Below are 17154 nucleotides of genomic sequence, written 5' to 3'. Positions count from 1 at the left end.
GTTTATTGCTTCAACTTATATCCATATAACAAAATAGTTTAATGGGAAAGAGGTCTATGAGAGAAAGGGATGCTGAACAATGGCTAAGGACGCTAAAAATGCACTATCCAGATGCAAAGGTAGTGACGGTTTTACCCAAAGGACGCGGGTTTCACGTGGTATGTTCACAAGGGATTTTTACCCTTCAATCGTTTTTGCGCAACAATACAGGCTGTAGAAAAAGCTGAATGAGTGAGCGCCTGTAAACTCCTTTCCAGACCTAACGCCTATAACTGAATGCGGCCCTCTTTAACGAGATCTTCTTAGTCTGCTAGAAGCGTTTTTATATTGATTATTTTTTCTGCATTCACCAATGCCATTTGGTGAAACGGTGTGATTTATGAATGATGTCAACAAAAAAAATAAACCAATAGAGAAAGTGGCGATTTTTGAGCCGCAATCGCTGGTATCGAACGTGCTGGTTGATATGTTGCTCGATACGCCGGAAGTGAAAACCGTCTATGACACCGAGTCATTAGAAACGCTGCAAGAAGTGCTCAATACCAACGGTGTTGACCTGGTTTTTATGGACCTGGTAGACAAAGACAACGACCTCTTTGCAGGCTTGTCCTTTATAAAAAAAAATCGCAAACGTTGGAAAAAGGTGACACTGGTAGTGTTCACATCGATCGCCAGTGGATATGTGATTAATTTTTCTATTAAAATGGGCGTAGCCATGTTTATTTATAAAAATGCGCCGGTTGGTGAAATAAAAAGGAAGATATCAATGATATTTTCAAGATGCATCATTGATAATGAAAGAAAAAATGCTCTCATTGACATGGAGAAGTATCAGAACTTCACCAAAAGCGAAGCCGCCGTTATTTACCTGTTTGCTCATGGCATGAGTCTGCAGGAGATAGCCAGGGTCATTGGCGTTGCTTACAAAACGGCCCAGGCGCATAAAGGGAATGCGATGAAAAAAATGAACATCAAGAGCACCTATGATTTTCACCGGGTGCTGAGATTTATAAAGGAGATCGATTGGCAATAGTCCCCCTATGACACCCTGTGCGAAAATTAACCGGCACAATGAAAATCGCACCACGCAAGAATTCATATGACACACAGCCTGAAAGGCATGTGTTTAAAAATTGACCGCGTTAAGTTGGCATTGATTTAAACTATCAAAAAAACCAACCGAAGACGTTTGTATCTATTGGCGCATATGGCAAGCCGAATCTATATTGTGAAAAAAAATAAAATTACGCTAAAAACGCCTCAGAAAATTGAAAAATCTAATTAACAGGGAAAGCATAGGTTGCGCATGCTGCTTTCCCCTAATAATCCATCCCGGTGAAAATATCATTCAAAGGGACAGGTAGCGGGGTATTCCCGCAACGGCAAGGTGCCGACGATAAAATATCAGTTGTTTTACTAGATAAGGAAATGATCATGCGTGAACTGAATGTGCAAGAAGTTGAAACGGTAAACGGCGCAACTCTCGATGGCGCTATCTGGGGCGTTGTTGACGGCGCTGCTACCGGTATGTCTATCGGCGGCAAATGGGGCGGCGCGGGCGGCTGGGGCTTCGGCGCGCTGTCTCAGCTGGTTGGCATCATCGTTCCTACCGCCATGGGCGCCGTTGCCGGTGGCGTGGCGGGCCTGGTGACAGACCGTGAAACTACTGCCGACCTGATGCAAAACTACCGCGAAACCTTTGGCCCAGGTTCGACTAACAACGCTTAATGGTTTTTCGCTTTCCCCAAAGGCTGGCGCTTGCCAGCCTTTTCTGCCTCAGATACCCCACCGTTCGAAATCAGCCAAATTCTGACCACCTGCATTTTATTAATCACAAACATCATCTTGCCAGAAAAAATTACCCAAAATAAATCAACCGCTTCCCGCGCCAACCTTACAGGCACCGGTACTTTTAACTTCCCATTACGCCGCACTAAGAATAATAAAATAAACACACTCCACTAACAAAATAAAATCATGTTTTTCATTATGCTATGCATATTTAGTTAAAAAACAAACAGAGAGATATTTTTACGCGATAATGTTTACCCCACAAGAAGCGGCTATAGCCCTGACTGTATTCATATGGAATTGATTCAACCTATCAAACAAAAATAAAAAATGCGCTTATATCTATTGGAATGTGTTATGCGCGATATCTATAGTTAAATCAACTTAAGAAATAAACCCGCAGTGCCTTTCACTGCTCACTCTCAGTTTGGAATTAAGAGGAGCCCTCATTATTGGTGCCCCCTCTTAGTAATCCGTCTCTACGAAAGATGCCATTCAAAGGGATAGGATGCGGTGAAAATCCGTTATGACAAGGTGACAATAAGTATCAAGTTCAAGGTGTCTTAATTTAAAAGGAAATTGTAATGCGTGAACTCAACGTACAAGAAGTCGAAGTGGTAAACGGCGCAACTCTCGATGGCGCTATCTGGGGTGCCGTTGACGGCGCGGCAACCGGCATGTCCATCGGCGGCAAATGGGGCGGCGCGGGCGGCTTCGGCTTCGGCGCACTGTCTCAGCTGGTCGGTATCATCGTTCCTACCGCACTGGGCGCAGTTGCCGGCGGCGTGGCCGGTTTGGTGACAGACCGTGAAACCGTTGCCGATCTGGCGCAGAACTACCGTGAAACCTTCGGCCCAGGTTCTACCAATAACGGTTAATCGCTTTACATGTGTCTCAAAGGCTGGCTCCGCCAGCCTTTAATCTATTGCCCGCAACAACACCTGACGATTAGCGTCATAGCGTGAATTCAAAATTTATCCTATTGAAACAAGCCGATGGAATCTCTTTAAAGGAGTAATATATGTCATCATTGTCCTATCAGTATGAAGCTACGGGTATTTATACCGCTATTTTTGAGAAAACCTGGAGCGAGAAAGGCAATGCCGGAAACGGCTTTGATTATTACGGCGATCAGCTGGAAAAAGGTAAGATCACCTCATCCGATCTGGTGAAAAACTTTTTAGAAAGCAGCGACGGTCGCGCCATTTATAGTGGTATGAGTGACACCGCGGTTTTCTCAAAGATATATGCGAATGCTTACGGCAATAACCCCGATCAGGCCACGATTGATCATTACATGGCAAATGGCCTTTATGACGGTTTGTCCGGCGCATTAACCGATCTGATGGAATATTCCGGTCCGAATCTGCAGCTGCTGAACTCTTACCAGACCTTTGATGAAACGATCAAAGACTCCTTATATCCTGTCGTCATATCTGACAGCAATGACCAAACCGTTGCCGCAATTTACTATTCGCTCGGGCGTATACTTGATGAAACCGGTTCCCCGTACTGGTCAGCCCAATTAGACTCCGGCAAAAGCGCCGTCGACGTAGCCGACGGTATTCTGGCCAGCAATAAGAAAATCGCCGCTCTGAATAACAGCGATTTTGTCAACGCGGTCTTCGGTAACCTGTACCAGCGTAGCCCAACGGCCAGCGAGCTGGATCACTACCTGACGGAAATCTCGTCCGGCACCCATCGTGGCCAGGTTATGCTGGACATGATCCAATCGGTTATGACGTCCTCAGACGCGGAAGCCAAAGCCACGCTGGAACAGGCAATGGCGCTGGATACCGATGGCGTTATCGTCGATACCGTTAACCGTGAGGAAACCGCCTCAGTTTACCTTGCCGTTCCTAACCGCGATATTGACGCTAATGGCCTGCATTACTGGGGTAAATATGATGCAGTCTTTGGCTTTAACGATCTGGTCGGAAAGATCATTTATACGGACGAGTTTAACAAGAAGGCCACCAACAAACCGCTCAATGAATATATTGCGCAGGTTTACCAGGCCGTGTACGGCAAGCAGCCCTCGGCCGAAGAGCTGGCTCACTACGCCAGCATCGGTGACAAAGCCAAAATCACCACAGAAATCATCGACTCACTGCGTACAAGCGCATCGCACGATCAAAACATCGTTATTCAGAAGCACCTGTTCGAAAAAGACATTGCACAGAGCCTGAATTACGCGCAAAGCGCCAAGATCGGCGTCGTTAATGATGTTCTGCAGTCCGATATTAACGATGTGAAGGTTCATAACCTGACGTCGGCGGAATTAACCACGCTGCAGTCAATCTATCTGACCATCGCGCAACAGCAAAACGCCAAGCTCGATTATGCGGATAGCCTCAACTACCTTACCGTCGACTCAAAAGATACGGTAAACCTGGTGTATGGGGATGCCGGCATTCCTGACGTTAGCGCAGATACCGCCAACGTTTTCTTTAATTCACCTTTTGTTGACGGCAGAGAAGTCAATTTTGACGTGCTCTCTTCCAGCTTGAAAATAACTCTGTCATCCATGGGGGTGGATTATGACTCCTTTAGCGCGGGCAAGATTAATTTATCTACCGATGACGGTAGAAACGCCAACGTCAGCAAACTGACGATCGATTCGATCGGTAGCGATCAGGGAGCGAACAGTATTGCTCTCACTGGGCATAATGAAAAGATTGGCAGAATTGACGTTGCCGGCGACAAGCAGATCAACCTTTCAGTCACCGATGAGTTCACTCATCTGTCCAAAATCGACCTTACCAAGACGACTGATGGCGTCAGCTTAACCTACGACATCTCGCAGTCGGACCAATTTGGCCTGAGCAAAATTTTGTATAGCCTGTTGCAATCTGAAGCCCCCGATCGCGCGGCCGAAGTTTACATTGGTTCTCTGGGGCAAACCCCCTCTGGCCAGGACCACGAGATCCTTGGCGCGCGCGCCGGCGCAAGTGAAATCAATATCGGCGGCAACGTCGAATACACGGCAAACAAAGGTTCCGTGTCTTCGGTTAATATCATTGAAAGCAACTTGAACCGCGGCGTTACCATCAATAATTTCGATGATAATGCAGCGAACACGCTGACTCTGGAGAAATCCGGCATCTCCATTAGCCTGGATAAGACGCAGGGGAGCGCTGTGGACACGCAAAGCGTCAGCTTCAGCCAGTTTGAGACCAATGTGGATAATGTGCTGAATCACTTTTATCCCCATGACGAGACCGGGCTGATCAAGCTGTTTAACGATCTGACGCAAATCGGCAAGTTCAGCTTCGACGAGACCAACAAAGTCGGCGCTGTCAGCTTCCAGAACAGCAGCCTGGTCTTTGTTGATGACAACGGCAACAAGCAATTTGACAGCACGGATACCTTAGTCTTTTTGAATGGGGTCGGCCGTAGCGATCACCTCTATTATTCGCAAGCTGCTGGCAGTGACATTCAGCTGGTCGGGGTGAACGATGCTCATCAAGATGCCTTAGCCCTGGCTTGATAATAAAACGCGCTTATTCCCGTTTTTAATAAAAATGAGGCCGGAGGTAGCGGCCTCATCTTTTATTTTCTATTTCTGGTATTCCCTGATGCCGTAAAAGCCCTGGCATTGGCTTAAAATCAATAACAATGAGCATTAGTCGCATCTGAACAATAAACGAACGGCAGCCTTTTTTTAATGCATAAAAGCGCATTGTACTGATGCATATTTGCATCATGTTAATGCAGCTCAAAGTTAACTCACGAATCATCCGGCATGGGTCAGCCGCCACCCCGGAGTGAGGAAACTCATAATCTATTGAATTTTATATTGATTATAAACCAAGCGCCGATTGAAATAAATATATGCCAAAATAATATATATAATTAGATGCCTATAATATAAGATACACTAAAGTTTTCCCTGGTGTTGTTGTGTGTCTTTGCCCTATATTTATAGGGCTTTTTTATCTTACCCTGCAGACTCAAACGCTTTCAGGCTCACTCGTTTTTTCCGTAGATTTTATTTTCATAAAGAGAAAGGCAATATTTTTTCCGGGCGCATCGCAATATAACGATCGCGATTCTTCAATCAATCCGCTTATTAACCAGGACAAAACCTGGCCGCTTGCTCTCAGCTTTTCCCCGACGGTGCCACCGCGACCGGGCCGGTGTTCTCCATCGCCGGCATTTTATGTGCGCCATCGACATTCCCTTCGACACAACCCCGCATTTTCTGCCATTATTTTGCCTGATAAATTAGCGGTACTCAGGTAAGCATCCGCGCTTTTGGAGAATATCGATGCTGTTCAAGCTGTTCAAAAACATCACGTTAGCCTGCGTGGCCCTGGTTATCGTCCAGGCCAGCGCGTTGAGTTTCACGCTGGAAGTGGCGGGAAAAATCGACAACGTGACCGACCCGGCAAAAAAAAGCTATTTATTTACCGATAAACAATTATTGGCCATGCCGGTACACAGCATCACCACCTCCACCTCCTGGACGCCGCAGAGAAAGTTTGAAGGCATCGCGGTGGCGGATATTCTGGCCCGCGTCGGCGCCAAGGGCAGCACGCTGACCTTTTATGCGCTGAATGACTATTACATCGACGTGCCGCTGTCCGACGTTGAAAAGTACAACATGATTCTGGCTTACAAAATGGACGGAGAAATGCTGAAGATCAGAAACTTCGGCCCGTTATTTTTAGTTTACCCAAGGGATGCCGCCGGGCCCGAGTTGAATTCGCCGTTATACAACTCGCGCTTTATCTGGCAGGTCGACAGGATAGTGATTAAATGAAGCTGACAAGTTTTAAAAGCGGCGGCAGGCTGGCGATCCCGGCCATCTTCGCCGCGTTGTTCCTGGTGGCCTCGACGGTAACGCTGTATTACTACAGCGCCACCCTGTCCAAGAAAGGGCTGTATGCCATCGCCGGCACGCAGGAAAACTACTCCTGGTCGATCGCCAAATTCGCCATCAAACTGGCCGAATTCGAAACGCTGGTTGAACAGCAGAAAAACGCGCCGAAGGTCAGCAGTGAAGATCTGCGGCTGAAGTTTGAAATACTCTACTCGCGCTTTTACGTGCTGGAAACCGTCTCCGAATCCACTCAGCGATTGTACGCCGAGCCAGGCTACCCGGAGGTGATCAAAAATATGCGCGAGCAGATGGACCGGATTGACAAGCTGCTGGACAGCCCACGGATTGACTTTAACCTGATTTCCCAAGGCATGCAGCGCATCAAACCCTACGCCATCGAAATGGCCAACCTCACCGATCACGCCGAAGTGAAGCAGCGCACCCTGGCCTATGAAGACTATATCGAGAAACGGCACATTATTTTCTATGGGCTGGTGATCGTCATGTTCTCGGTGATCGCGCTGATTGCCATCACCCTGATAGTCTTGCGCCAACAGCGCCTGACTATCCGGCAGCAGGCCAAGGCTATCGAAGCGGAAAAAGCCACCCGAACCAAAAACGCCTTTCTGGGCGCGATTGGCCACGAACTGCGCACCTCTTTGCAGAGCATCATGTCCGCCATCGACGTGTTGGTGAATACCCGGGTCTCGGCTGAACATGCGGATACCTTCCTGCGGCTGGAGACCGCCGCACAGCAAATCGAAAGCCAGATGAAAGACCTGACCGACTACGCCCACCTGGACAGCGGCATGATGGAATTACGCATCGTGCCGTTCGACGCACAGAAGCTGATCGGCGAGACGGCCAACGAAATCGCCATGCTGACGCGCAAAGAGCAGGTCAAGCTGAGCTGCGAGGTGGAATGCAGCCATTCGCAGGTCTATTCCGATCCGCTGCGCATTCGGCAGATTATCGTCAACCTGCTGACCAACGCCTACAAATATACCGAGAGCGGCAGCATTACCCTGCACAGCTGCCTGCGCCGCCAGCCCGGCGGCAGTTCGTTGATTATCGAGGTGACCGACACAGGTATCGGCATCGAGAAAGAAAAGCTCGATCAAATCTTCAAGCCGTTCACCCAGTTGGATCAGTCGCACACCAAACAATACGCCGGCGTCGGCATGGGGTTGGCGATCGTGCATGGCCTGGTGACGCTGCTTAACGGCACCATTACGGTGTATAGCGAAATCAAAAAGGGCAGCACCTTTATCGTCAGCATTCCCGTGGAGATCAGCGAGGAGGAAGAGAGCGACGAACAGGCCGCATCTCACCCCCCGCAGCCGCAAAAACCGCAGCATGTGTTGGTGGTCGACGATAACAAATCGGTAGGCGACGCCTTTGCGGCGCTGCTGGACAAGCTCGGTTACCCGCACGAGCTGTGCGACTCGCCGGAGCGGGCGCTGCAAAAACTGCTGCGCCGCCCCTATGACGCCCTGCTGTTGGACCTGCAGATGCCGGGCATCGATGGCGCCGCCCTGGCCAAACAGCTGCGTAACCGCCGGGGGCCCAACCGCCACGTGCCGATTATCGGCATCAGCGCCTATACCCCGGAACAGCTGTCTGCCGAACAGCGGGCGCTGTTCGACAATTACCTGATGAAACCCGTGCGACTGGATGCGCTGTCGAGCGCCCTGGCCGAGGTATTCCCTTCTAAAGATTAAAACAGCGCTGCAGGGCGGCTTCTATCACATGAAGCCGCACCGGTTTTTCATATGGCCCAAGCACGTCGTAGTCGCGCATCGCTTTGGCTATTTCAGACTCACGCCGATCGGTACCCAGTTCCCCGGTCAACACCAGCACTGGCGCATCCGGGTTATCGGAAGCGCGGATCACCTCGATGCATTTATCCGCCGTTTCATCACCAATCAGCCAGTCAACCACATAGCCATCGAACAGGCTTTGCTGCAGCGCCTGGCAGAAACTGCTGACGTCATAGAACGCCACCGCGTTGAATCCTCGGCTGACGAGGTATTTCGCCAGCTCATCGGCCGCCGGATGGGAGTCGTCCAGCACCGCGATGCTCAGCCGTTCGTCATCGTTATTGCCGGGGCGGATCTCGATCAGGTCGACGCGGCGGTAGTTGCCGGACGGCGCATCCTCGGTACGGTAGATATGCCATTGCTGCTCCGCACGCAGCGCAACGAACTCCGACATGCGCCCGGCCGCCAGTTCGTCACCAATATGCCCCACGCAGGGGATCGCTACCCCACCGACAAAAAAGATGGCATCCTGCGCCATAGTTTGTTCCGGCGTGTCATGTTCCGCGTCCATATCGACGATGGCCGCCGGCGTCTCTCCCAACGCGGCGGCGACGCTGTTGATCTGCTCCAGCGTCCACGGGCTTTGCCCTTTCAATTTTCGGTGCGCATGCGAAAAACTCAGCGCCAGAATGCGGCTGAGCTCTTTGGCGTGCTGACGTTTACCAATCCCGTAATGTAAAAACAGCTCCCTGACCCGGTTTGCAATCGACTGTGAATCGAATTTTTGATGATTGTTATCCATTTGTTCCTTCGATTTTTTTTGCTGATTTATCAGTCGTTTTGATTATTTGTGGTGAAGAAGCCCCCACTAAAACTGGCATCCCATGCAATTATGCGTTAAAAACGTTGCTTGACATACCATGTTCTATAGTCAAACATGGTATCAAAAGAGACATACAGCAATACACTATAAAAAATAATACCAGAACGATTTTTGATAATAACCATAATAACACCAGGGAAACTCATTCCGATTGCCGCGGCTGAAAGGATGTATTCATCAATTCGGTTAGCAGGCAAACCAGGTTTGAGCTTTTAGCACCAATCTGTTTTACCCGCTTTTGAGCCGGGATCCGCAAGGGTCCCGGTTTTTTATTGCGCCTGTACCGCCCATCTCCGCCCGCCATCATACGTACTCTCCCCAGGATCGCCACCGCGACAAATAAAAACGGAGCCGGCATGCCGGCTCCGTTAACAGAAGAGAACTGCACTATAAAACTAGAAGCGCCAGACGAACCCGGCGTTGACGCTGTTGTCCTGGTGGTTCTGCGACAGCAGCCCGCCGTAACCCAGCGACAGCGTGGCGTTCTGCTCCACCGCCACCTCCACGCCCGCCTTCAGCACCATTCCGTCGCGCGACACCGGCACGCTGTTCACCACGAACGGCGCGTTGCCGCCGTTGAAGCTCAGCCCGGTGCCCCGCTCCCGCTCACCGTACTGATGCTGCCAGCCCAGCTCCCCGCGCAGCGCCACCTCGGTGCTTTTCCCCGCCTGCCATTGAGTGTCCGCACGCAGCCCCAGCGTCGACACCGTCGCCTCGGTATGCTGTTTGTCGCCGTGCAGCGCCGCCGCGCCGCCGTCTTCCGCGATGCCGTTGTTCTTGAAGTTGATGTATGCCAGGTTGGCGAACGGCTCCAGGTTCACCCCGCCCGCCGGCACGCTGTAGCCCGCTTCCACGAACGCCTGCTCGGTGCGGGCGCTGTACTTCGCCGTCTCACGATCCGACTGCAGGCCGTAATTCACCGAGCGCGCGGTGTCGATGCGATGCCAGGTGTAGCTGGCCCCGCCCCGCAGCGCCAGCGCCCCGAACTGCCTGCTGCCGTACGTCGCCAGGTGGTAGTTGTCGCTGTCCGCGTCCGAGCCGTAGCCGCCGTCCAGCGACGTGCGGGTGTACCCCGTCGCCACCCCCAGCCGCCAGTCGTCCGCCAGCGCCGAATCCAGCCCCAGCAGCACACCGTAGGTCGATGCCTGATACCCCGTCGCGTTGGCGTCACCCGACGCATGGTCCCAGGCGCCCAGCAGCTGCGCCCAGGCGCCGCCCTCGTCCGCCTTGATCTCCGGCGACGCCGCCAGCCCTGCCGCCTGCCGCAGCCGCCCGTTCAGCGCCTCGCGCAGGTAGCGGCTGTCGTTCACCAGCGCCGAGGCGATGTCCGCATGGATCTGCCCCGACAGCTGACGGAACGCCTGCCGCGCTTCGCCCGCCGTGTCGCTGTTCAAAATGCTCTCGTACACCGGGTTGCCCGCCGCCAGCGCATCCGCCGCCGCCGCCACCGCGCGTTCGTTCTGCGTCTGCGCCACGCTGGCGAAGGCGGTGTCGTTGCGCCCGACGCTCAGCGTCACCTGGTTCGGCCGATAGCTCAGGCCGGTGCCGAGGAACAGGTAGTTCGGCGCCACCGCATCAAACCGCCCGCTCACCCCCTGCTGGGCGCTCAGGATGTTGTACTGCTGGCCCAGCAGGCTGCGCGCCTCGCTTTGCGACAGCAGGTTGCCGCTGTTCTCCAGCGAGACCGCCACCTCGCCGCCGCCGATCGTCGCCGATCCGCCGGTGACGATCCGATCGCTCTGGCCGTTCGGCCCCACTTCCACCGCGTAGCGCGAACCCGGCTCGAAGCTGAGGTTGTTGGCCACGCTGAGGGTGCCTATCGAGTTGCCCGGCGCCACCGTGCCGCCGCGATGGACCGCCAGCGAGCCGACGCTGCCGGAACCGCCGAGAGTGCCGCTGCCCTGCACGCTGACGTCCGACGCCACCGAGCCGTTGACCGCCAGCAGGCCGGCGTTAACCTGGGTCGGCCCGGAATAGGTGTTGGCGCCGGTCAGCACCAGCGCCCCCTGGCCCTCCTTGGTCAGGCCGCCGTGGCCGGAGATATCGTTGGAATAGACTTCCAGCGCGCAATGAATATCGTCACACTTTCTGGCGTGCAGCGTGCCCGCATCCACCTCGGCGCCAAGCCCCGGGATATTGGCGATAAACTGCGAGGAGCCATAAGCCACGCCGGCCGGATCCGGGATGCGGAACTCGGTGGGAATATCCTCGACGGTATAAAACATGCCCGGGCCGTTGATCGCCTTACCCAGGTTGATCATCCCCCAGCCGTACAGCGCGTCGATGCCCGGCGCGCCCATGTCGGTAGCGGTGGTTTTCAGCACGTCGGCAATCTGCGCTGAGGTCATGTACGGGAAGCGCTGCAGCAACACCGCCACCGCGCCGGTGACATGCGGCGTCGCCATCGAGGTGCCGTTTTTGTTGCCGTAGTCCGAGACCAGGTTCGCCGGGTCGGAACCGTTGGCCACGGTGCTGTAGATTTTGCTGCCCGGCGACGCGACGCAGAAGCTGGCGGTATAGCCGCAGCGGGAAGAGAAAGCGCTGATGCTATAAGGCACGCTGTTGGTCGACGCCGCATCCTGCGCCACGCTGGCCACCGACAGCCAGTTTGGCGCGATATCCGGCACGAAATAGGCCAGCCCGCTGATCACATCCGGCTGGTTATAGTTACCGTCGTTGCCGGCGGCGAACAGCACCAGAATATTTTTGCGCGCCGCATCTATTGCTCCCTGATAACCGGCGCCCGCCAGGCTGCCCAGCAGCGGCTTGACCTGATCGAACTGTTCCTGCGCATCCTTCAGCTCAAAGTGCAGCGCATTCGGATCCCGCCCGCCGTCGGACAGGATGTCGGGAATGCTGACGCCCCAGCTGTTGTTGATCACCCGTACGCCGTTGTTGATCATCGCCTGCCAGCCGGCGTTGGTGACGGCGCCGTCCAGACCGAGAAACTCGCCGTAGGCCGGGCCGTCGTTGTCGTTATCGACGCTGATCACCTGCGAGTCGAAAGCCACGCCGTGCATGCCGACGCCGTCGCGGTTGGCGGCGCTGATCCCCGCCACGTGCACCCCGTGATTGCTCAGCGTTGCTCCGCTGTAGAAGTGGAAAGTACCGTCGAAGTAAAAACGATCGCCGGCGTTAATTCCCGGCCGGTGCGGATCGGTATAGGCGCGATAGCCCTCGGTGACGACGTTGATCAGCTTGCCGTCACCGGCGAATTCCGGATGACGGTTGACCGGGGTATCCAATATCCCCACCTTCTGCCCTTTGCCGGTATAACCGGCGGCGTAAGCCTCGTCGGCGTGGATCGCCCCCAGCCCCCAGTTGGCGTTAAACTCATCGCTGCGCCAGCTGGCCGGATCGCCCGCCTTGCCGCCCGGCTCATGCGGCGCAGCCTGCGCGAAGCCGGCCGCCAACAGCCCGCACAGCAGGGCATTAAGTTTCCATGACGGCGTCGACGCTGGTTTATTCTTGCCTGCAAGTCTTCTCATTCCCTTACCCTTATTGTTTTTAGTAAAACCGCCCCAGACGGTTTATCCATTGGTTTGTTGCTATCAGAAGCGCCAGACGAACCCGGCGTTGACGCTGTTGTCCTGGTGGTTCTGCGACAGCAGCCCGCCATAGCCCAGCGACAGCGTGGCGTTCTGCTCCACCGCCACCTCCACGCCCGCCTTCAGCACCATTCCGTCGCGCGATACCGGCACGCTGTTCACCACGAACGGCGCGTTGCCGCCGTTGAACCGCAGCCCGGTGCCCCGCTCCCGCTCGCCGTACTGATGCTGCCAGCCCAGTTCGCTGCGCAGCGCCACCTCGGTGCTTTTCCCCGCCTGCCATTGAGTGTCCGCACGCAGCCCCAGCGTCGACACCGTCGCCTCGGTGTGCTGCTTGTCGCCGTGCAGCGCCGCCGCGCCGCCGTCTTCCGCGATGCCGTTGTTCTTGAAGTTGATGTACGCCAGGTTGGCGAACGGCTCCAGGTTCACCCCGCCCGCCGGCACGCTGTAGCCCGCTTCCACGAACGCCTGCTCGGTGCGCGCGCCGTACTTCGCCGTCTCACGGTCCGACTGCAGGCCGTAGTTCACCGAGCGCGCGGTGTCGATGCGATGCCAGGTGTAGCTGGCCCCGCCCCGCAGCGCCAGCGCCCCGAACTGCCTGCCGCCGTACGTCGCCAGGTGGTAGTTGTCGCTGTCCGCGTCCGAGCCGTAGCCGCCGTCCAGCGACGTGCGGGTGTACCCCGTCGCCACCCCCAGCCGCCAGTCGTCCGCCAGCGCCGAATCCAGCCCCAGCAGCACACCGTAGGTCGAGGCCTGATACCCCGTCGCGTTGGCGTCACCCGACGCATGGTCCCAGGCGCCCAGCAGCTGCGCCCAGGCACCGCCCTCGTCCGCCTTGATCTCCGACGACGCCGCCAGCCCTGCCGCCTGCCGCAGCCGCCCGTTCAGCGCCTCGCGCAGGTAGCGGCTGTCGTTCACCAGCGCCGAGGCGATGTCCGCATGGATCTGCCCCGACAGCTGACGGAACGCCTGCCGCGCCTCACCCGCCGTGCCGCTGTTCAAAATGCTCTCGTACACCGGGTTGCCCGCCGCCAGCGCATCCGCCGCCGCCGCCACCGCGCGCTCGTTCTGCGTCTGCGCCACGCTGGCGAAGGCGGTGTCGTTGCGCCCGACGCTCAGCGTCACCTGGTTCGGCCGGTAGCTCAGGCCGGTGCCGAGGAACAGATAGTTCGGCGCCACCGCGTCAAACCGCCCGCTCACCCCCTGCCGGGCGCTCAGGATGTTGTACTGCTGGCCCAGCAGGCTGCGCGCCTCGCTTTGCGACAGCAGGTTGCCGCTGTTCTCCAGCGAGACCGCCACCTCGCCGCCGCCGATCGTCGCCGATCCGCCGGTGACGATCCGATCGCTCTGGCCGTTCGGCCCCACTTCCACCGCGTAGCGCGAACCCGGCTCGAAGCTGAGGTTGTTGGCCACGCTGAGGGTGCCTATCGAGTTGCCCGGCGCCACCGTGCCGCCGCGATGGACCGCCAGCGAGCCGACGCTGCCGGAACCGCCGAGGATGCCGCTGCCCTGCACGCTGACGTCCGACGCCACCGAGCCGTTGACCGCCAGCAGGCCGGCGTCGACCTGGGTCGGGCCGGAATAGGTGTTGGCGCCGGTCAGCACCAGGGTGCCGATGCCCTGCTTGGTCAGGCCGCCGTGGCCGGAGATATCGTTGCTCCAGACGTCCAGCCCGCAGTGAATATCGTCACAGACGCGCTCGGTCGGTTGGCCTTTATCCAGCACCGCGCCGATGCCCGGCAGGTCCACAACGAACTGTTCCGAGCCGTAGGCGCCGCTGACGCGAAACTCTTCGGGAATATCCTGTTCGGTAACCAACATGCCCGGGCCGTTAATCGCCTTGCCCAGGTTGATCATCCCCCAGCCGTACAGCGCATCGATGCCCGGCGCGCCCATGTCGGTAGCGGTGGTTTTCAACACTTCCGCCACCTGTGCGCCGTTCAGGTAAGGGAAGCGTTCCATCAGCACCGCAATGCTGCCGGCCACGTGTGGCGCCGCCATTGAGGTGCCGCTTTTATTGGCATAGCCGGAAGTGAGGTTATCCACGCTGGTGCCTGCGATCACCGAGCTGTAAATTTTGCTGCCCGGCGCCGCGACGCAGAAACTGGCGGTGTAACCGCAGCGGGAAGAGAAGGTGCTGATGCTGTAATCGCCGATATTGTTCGGATCCTGCAGGCTGGCGACCGACAGCCAGTTCGGGGCAATTTCCGGCACGAAATAGGCCAGGCCGGCCATGGCGTCCGGGTTGTTCAGGTTACCGTCGTTGCCGGCGGCGAAGATGGTGACCACACCGCTGCGCGCGGCGTCAATGGCGCCCTGATAGGCGCCGCCCGGCTTGGTGCCGAGGATCAGTTTGATCTGATCGAACTGCTTTTGCGCGTCGTCCACCGTAAAGTGCGGGTAGGCCGGATCGTAACCTCCCTCGTCGAACTTCTCGGTAATGCCGATACCCCAGCTGTTGTTGATGATGCGCGCGCCGCTGGCGACCAGGGCATCCCAGCCGGCCTTATACACCGCGCCGTCATTGCCGAGGATAATGCCGTCTTCCGGGCCGGGGTCGCCGTTCTCGGCACTGATTATCTGGGCGTTGAACGCCACGCCGTGCATGGCGCCACCGTCGCGGCTGCCGGCGGCGATGCCGCCGACGTGGGTGCCGTGCGAACCTAACTTGCCGCTGGAGTCGGCGCTGGGCGTACCGTCATAGATGAAATGATCGCCTTTTTTCACCGGAATATAGGGATCGGTGTATTCGCGGGTGCCTTCGGTAACCAGGTTGATCACTTTGCCATCGCCGACGAACTCGGGGTGTTTGGCATAAACCGGCTGATCGAAAATGCCAAGTTTCACGCCTTTTCCGGTATAACCGGCGGCATAGGCCTGATCGGCATGGATCGCCCCCAGCCCCCACTCGGCGTTGAATTCGCTGCTGCGCCAGCTGGCCGGATCGCCCGCTTTACCGTTCTCTATATAGGTTGCGGCCTGTGCGCCACCGAGGGTTGTCAGACATAACAACATGGCGCTCCAGCGCGCGCGATGAACCCCGACTTCAGGCCGGCCGAAAGCCGCCTGAACAGGCTTGACTCCTCTACGTCTATTTTCCATCCCAGATACCGTCCATTGTTGTTTGCAAATGTTTTATTGGTTTTTTTGTGTAACAGTTTGGTAACACCAAATAAATAAAGCACAACAATCTGAAGTGCGCCTAATGGGTCAATGGGGCGACAGACGGCGGAAGGAAAACCAGAGACGAGAAAATCAGGCTAAATCGATAAGCATCAACGATGGTTTACTTTTCAGGAAAGGCGTATTTCGGGCGGTCTGGAGGTTAAATATAATTGAATGAAAAATATGGAGATAATAACAAAAAAGGCCGCAGTGAATTTCTCTCTGCGGCCGATTTGAAATTGCTTTCAAGACTCTTTTTATCACTTTTAATTATAACTTTTCCCAATATTAACTCAGTGAAATATGCTGAGTTTTGCCGCCGCACTCGGCAAAAAATGGATTATCCTGCTGATGTTTTTTTGCGGTCCATCGCATCCTCTTCGGCCTACCGAATAATGGCCTTGGCCATCCATTGCGTCACGTCCTGAATGCCGTCAAGTTCGAGCCCCCAGATGTCTTTCAACACCAGGAACACTTCCGAACCGTAAATCAGCGAGAAAGAATGAATCACCCGCTGCAGCGCATCAGGCGGCAGTTTATCCTGCAAGGGTTCGGCTGCCAGCATCAGCAACCGCTTGCGATTGCCGCGCACCAAACGCTCGCTGGGTTTATTGGCGCTGGATCGCGCTTCAGCCCACTGCTGCAGAGAAAGTTGCAGCGCCGCTCGCAGCGCGCCCTCATGCTGCTCCATCTGCGGATAGGCAAAACTGAGCAATTGGAGGATCCGCGCTTGCGCATTGTCATCTTTTGGCCGCCACTCCAAAATCGGCCCCAGGCTTTCAGCCACCACGGCGGTGATCAGCGCGCTCTGCGTCGGGAAATAACGATAGGCTGTCGCCCGTGATACCTGCGCGTGCTGGGCCAGCTCAGTGATCGAAGGGAAAGCGCCACCGTCGAATAGCTCCATTGCGCTAGCAAGCAGCAATTTACGCGTTCTGGCTCGAGTATGAGTCAAACTGTCGGGTACGGTTAATGGCACAGCAGCCTCTCTTTACCAAAATCATGCTTGCTGAAATGCATGTTACAACGAATAAAATCCACTTTAGCAAACTTGCCCACCTCGGCGCCACGTAGCATAGAGGGCCGCCATTCCTTTTATCGCGCCAAAATGAGATTGAGGTCTCATTTCATATCAATTAGCGCTTGCATAAATGATACTACCGTCTCATTATGATGAGGAAT

Annotated in this window: 11 protein-coding genes; 6 read left to right on the top strand and 5 right to left on the bottom strand. The window is 55.5% G+C overall.

The window, feature by feature from the left end; all coding sequences use genetic code 11:
* Window positions 1-379: 379 nt before the first annotated feature.
* A complete protein-coding gene (locus tag KHA73_RS00220; RefSeq protein ID WP_234587303.1) occupies window positions 380-1033 on the top strand; it encodes a LuxR C-terminal-related transcriptional regulator in 654 nt (217 codons plus the stop codon).
* Window positions 1034-1434: 401 nt separating this feature from the next.
* Window positions 1435-1728, top strand: a complete 294-nt coding sequence (locus tag KHA73_RS00215; RefSeq protein WP_234587301.1) for a DUF5862 family protein — start codon at window positions 1435-1437, stop codon at window positions 1726-1728.
* Here the strand turns inward: KHA73_RS00215 and KHA73_RS00210 are convergent.
* Window positions 1725-1955 carry a hypothetical protein gene (locus tag KHA73_RS00210; protein ID WP_234587299.1) on the bottom strand — a complete coding sequence of 77 codons (231 nt, stop codon included), beginning with the start codon at window positions 1953-1955 and terminating at the stop codon, window positions 1725-1727. The genes KHA73_RS00215 and KHA73_RS00210 overlap by 4 nt on opposite strands.
* Window positions 1956-2375: 420 nt before the next feature.
* On the opposite strand from KHA73_RS00210, the gene KHA73_RS00205 reads away from it, so the two are divergent.
* The 4 genes from KHA73_RS00205 (at window position 2376) to KHA73_RS00190 (ending at window position 8337) form a co-directional block, all read left to right on the top strand.
* Window positions 2376-2669: a DUF5862 family protein gene (locus tag KHA73_RS00205; protein WP_234587298.1), complete on the top strand. Its 294-nt coding sequence runs from the start codon at window positions 2376-2378 to the stop codon at window positions 2667-2669.
* 143 nt (window positions 2670-2812) lie between these two features.
* Window positions 2813-5281 (top strand): DUF4214 domain-containing protein, encoded by a 2469-nt coding sequence (locus KHA73_RS00200; protein ID WP_234587297.1) that lies wholly within the window; start codon window positions 2813-2815, stop codon window positions 5279-5281.
* Between the two features lie 780 nt (window positions 5282-6061).
* Window positions 6062-6556, top strand: coding sequence for a molybdopterin-dependent oxidoreductase (locus KHA73_RS00195; RefSeq protein WP_234587295.1), 495 nt, complete (start codon window positions 6062-6064; stop codon window positions 6554-6556).
* Complete coding sequence (locus tag KHA73_RS00190) at window positions 6553-8337, top strand: ATP-binding response regulator (protein ID WP_234587294.1); 1785 nt, start codon at window positions 6553-6555, stop codon at window positions 8335-8337. Before KHA73_RS00195 ends, KHA73_RS00190 begins: the two co-directional genes overlap by 4 nt.
* Here KHA73_RS00190 and KHA73_RS00185 read toward each other — a convergent pair.
* From KHA73_RS00185 to KHA73_RS00170, 4 genes are all read right to left on the bottom strand, one after another.
* The gene (locus tag KHA73_RS00185) at window positions 8327-9178 is read right to left on the bottom strand and encodes a helix-turn-helix domain-containing protein (protein ID WP_234587292.1); all 852 of its coding nucleotides are present in this window, start codon (window positions 9176-9178) and stop codon (window positions 8327-8329) included. The two genes, KHA73_RS00190 and KHA73_RS00185, sit on opposite strands and share 11 nt — an antisense overlap.
* A 476-nt stretch (window positions 9179-9654) precedes the next feature.
* Window positions 9655-12747 carry an autotransporter outer membrane beta-barrel domain-containing protein gene (locus KHA73_RS00180; RefSeq protein ID WP_234587290.1) on the bottom strand — a complete coding sequence of 1031 codons (3093 nt, stop codon included), beginning with the start codon at window positions 12745-12747 and terminating at the stop codon, window positions 9655-9657.
* A 63-nt stretch (window positions 12748-12810) separates the two neighbouring features.
* Window positions 12811-15822, bottom strand: a complete 3012-nt coding sequence (locus tag KHA73_RS00175) for an autotransporter serine protease (protein ID WP_234587289.1) — start codon at window positions 15820-15822, stop codon at window positions 12811-12813.
* A gap of 535 nt (window positions 15823-16357) precedes the next feature.
* Complete coding sequence (locus KHA73_RS00170) at window positions 16358-16951, bottom strand: TetR/AcrR family transcriptional regulator (protein WP_234587287.1); 594 nt, start codon at window positions 16949-16951, stop codon at window positions 16358-16360.
* Window positions 16952-17154 lie beyond the last annotated feature (203 nt).

The sequence above is a fragment of the Serratia entomophila genome, assembly GCF_021462285.1.
Lineage (GTDB): Bacteria > Pseudomonadota > Gammaproteobacteria > Enterobacterales > Enterobacteriaceae > Serratia > Serratia entomophila.
Note: the sequence above shows the minus strand (reverse complement) of the source record. Positions and strands in the feature narration are given on the sequence as shown.

Bases quoted from the DNA above. Each gene is read 5' to 3' on its own strand.
- KHA73_RS00220 (WP_234587303.1), top strand. From the start codon at position 380: ATGAATGATGTCAACAAAAAAAATAAACCAATAGAGAAAGTGGCGATT.
- KHA73_RS00215 (WP_234587301.1), top strand. From the start codon at position 1,435: ATGCGTGAACTGAATGTGCAAGAAGTTGAAACGGTAAACGGCGCAACT.
- KHA73_RS00205 (WP_234587298.1), top strand. From the start codon at position 2,376: ATGCGTGAACTCAACGTACAAGAAGTCGAAGTGGTAAACGGCGCAACT.
- KHA73_RS00200 (WP_234587297.1), top strand. From the start codon at position 2,813: ATGTCATCATTGTCCTATCAGTATGAAGCTACGGGTATTTATACCGCT.
- KHA73_RS00195 (WP_234587295.1), top strand. From the start codon at position 6,062: ATGCTGTTCAAGCTGTTCAAAAACATCACGTTAGCCTGCGTGGCCCTG.
- KHA73_RS00190 (WP_234587294.1), top strand. From the start codon at position 6,553: ATGAAGCTGACAAGTTTTAAAAGCGGCGGCAGGCTGGCGATCCCGGCC.
- KHA73_RS00185 (WP_234587292.1), bottom strand. From the start codon at position 9,178: ATGGATAACAATCATCAAAAATTCGATTCACAGTCGATTGCAAACCGG.
- KHA73_RS00180 (WP_234587290.1), bottom strand. From the start codon at position 12,747: ATGAGAAGACTTGCAGGCAAGAATAAACCAGCGTCGACGCCGTCATGG.
- KHA73_RS00175 (WP_234587289.1), bottom strand. From the start codon at position 15,822: ATGTTGTTATGTCTGACAACCCTCGGTGGCGCACAGGCCGCAACCTAT.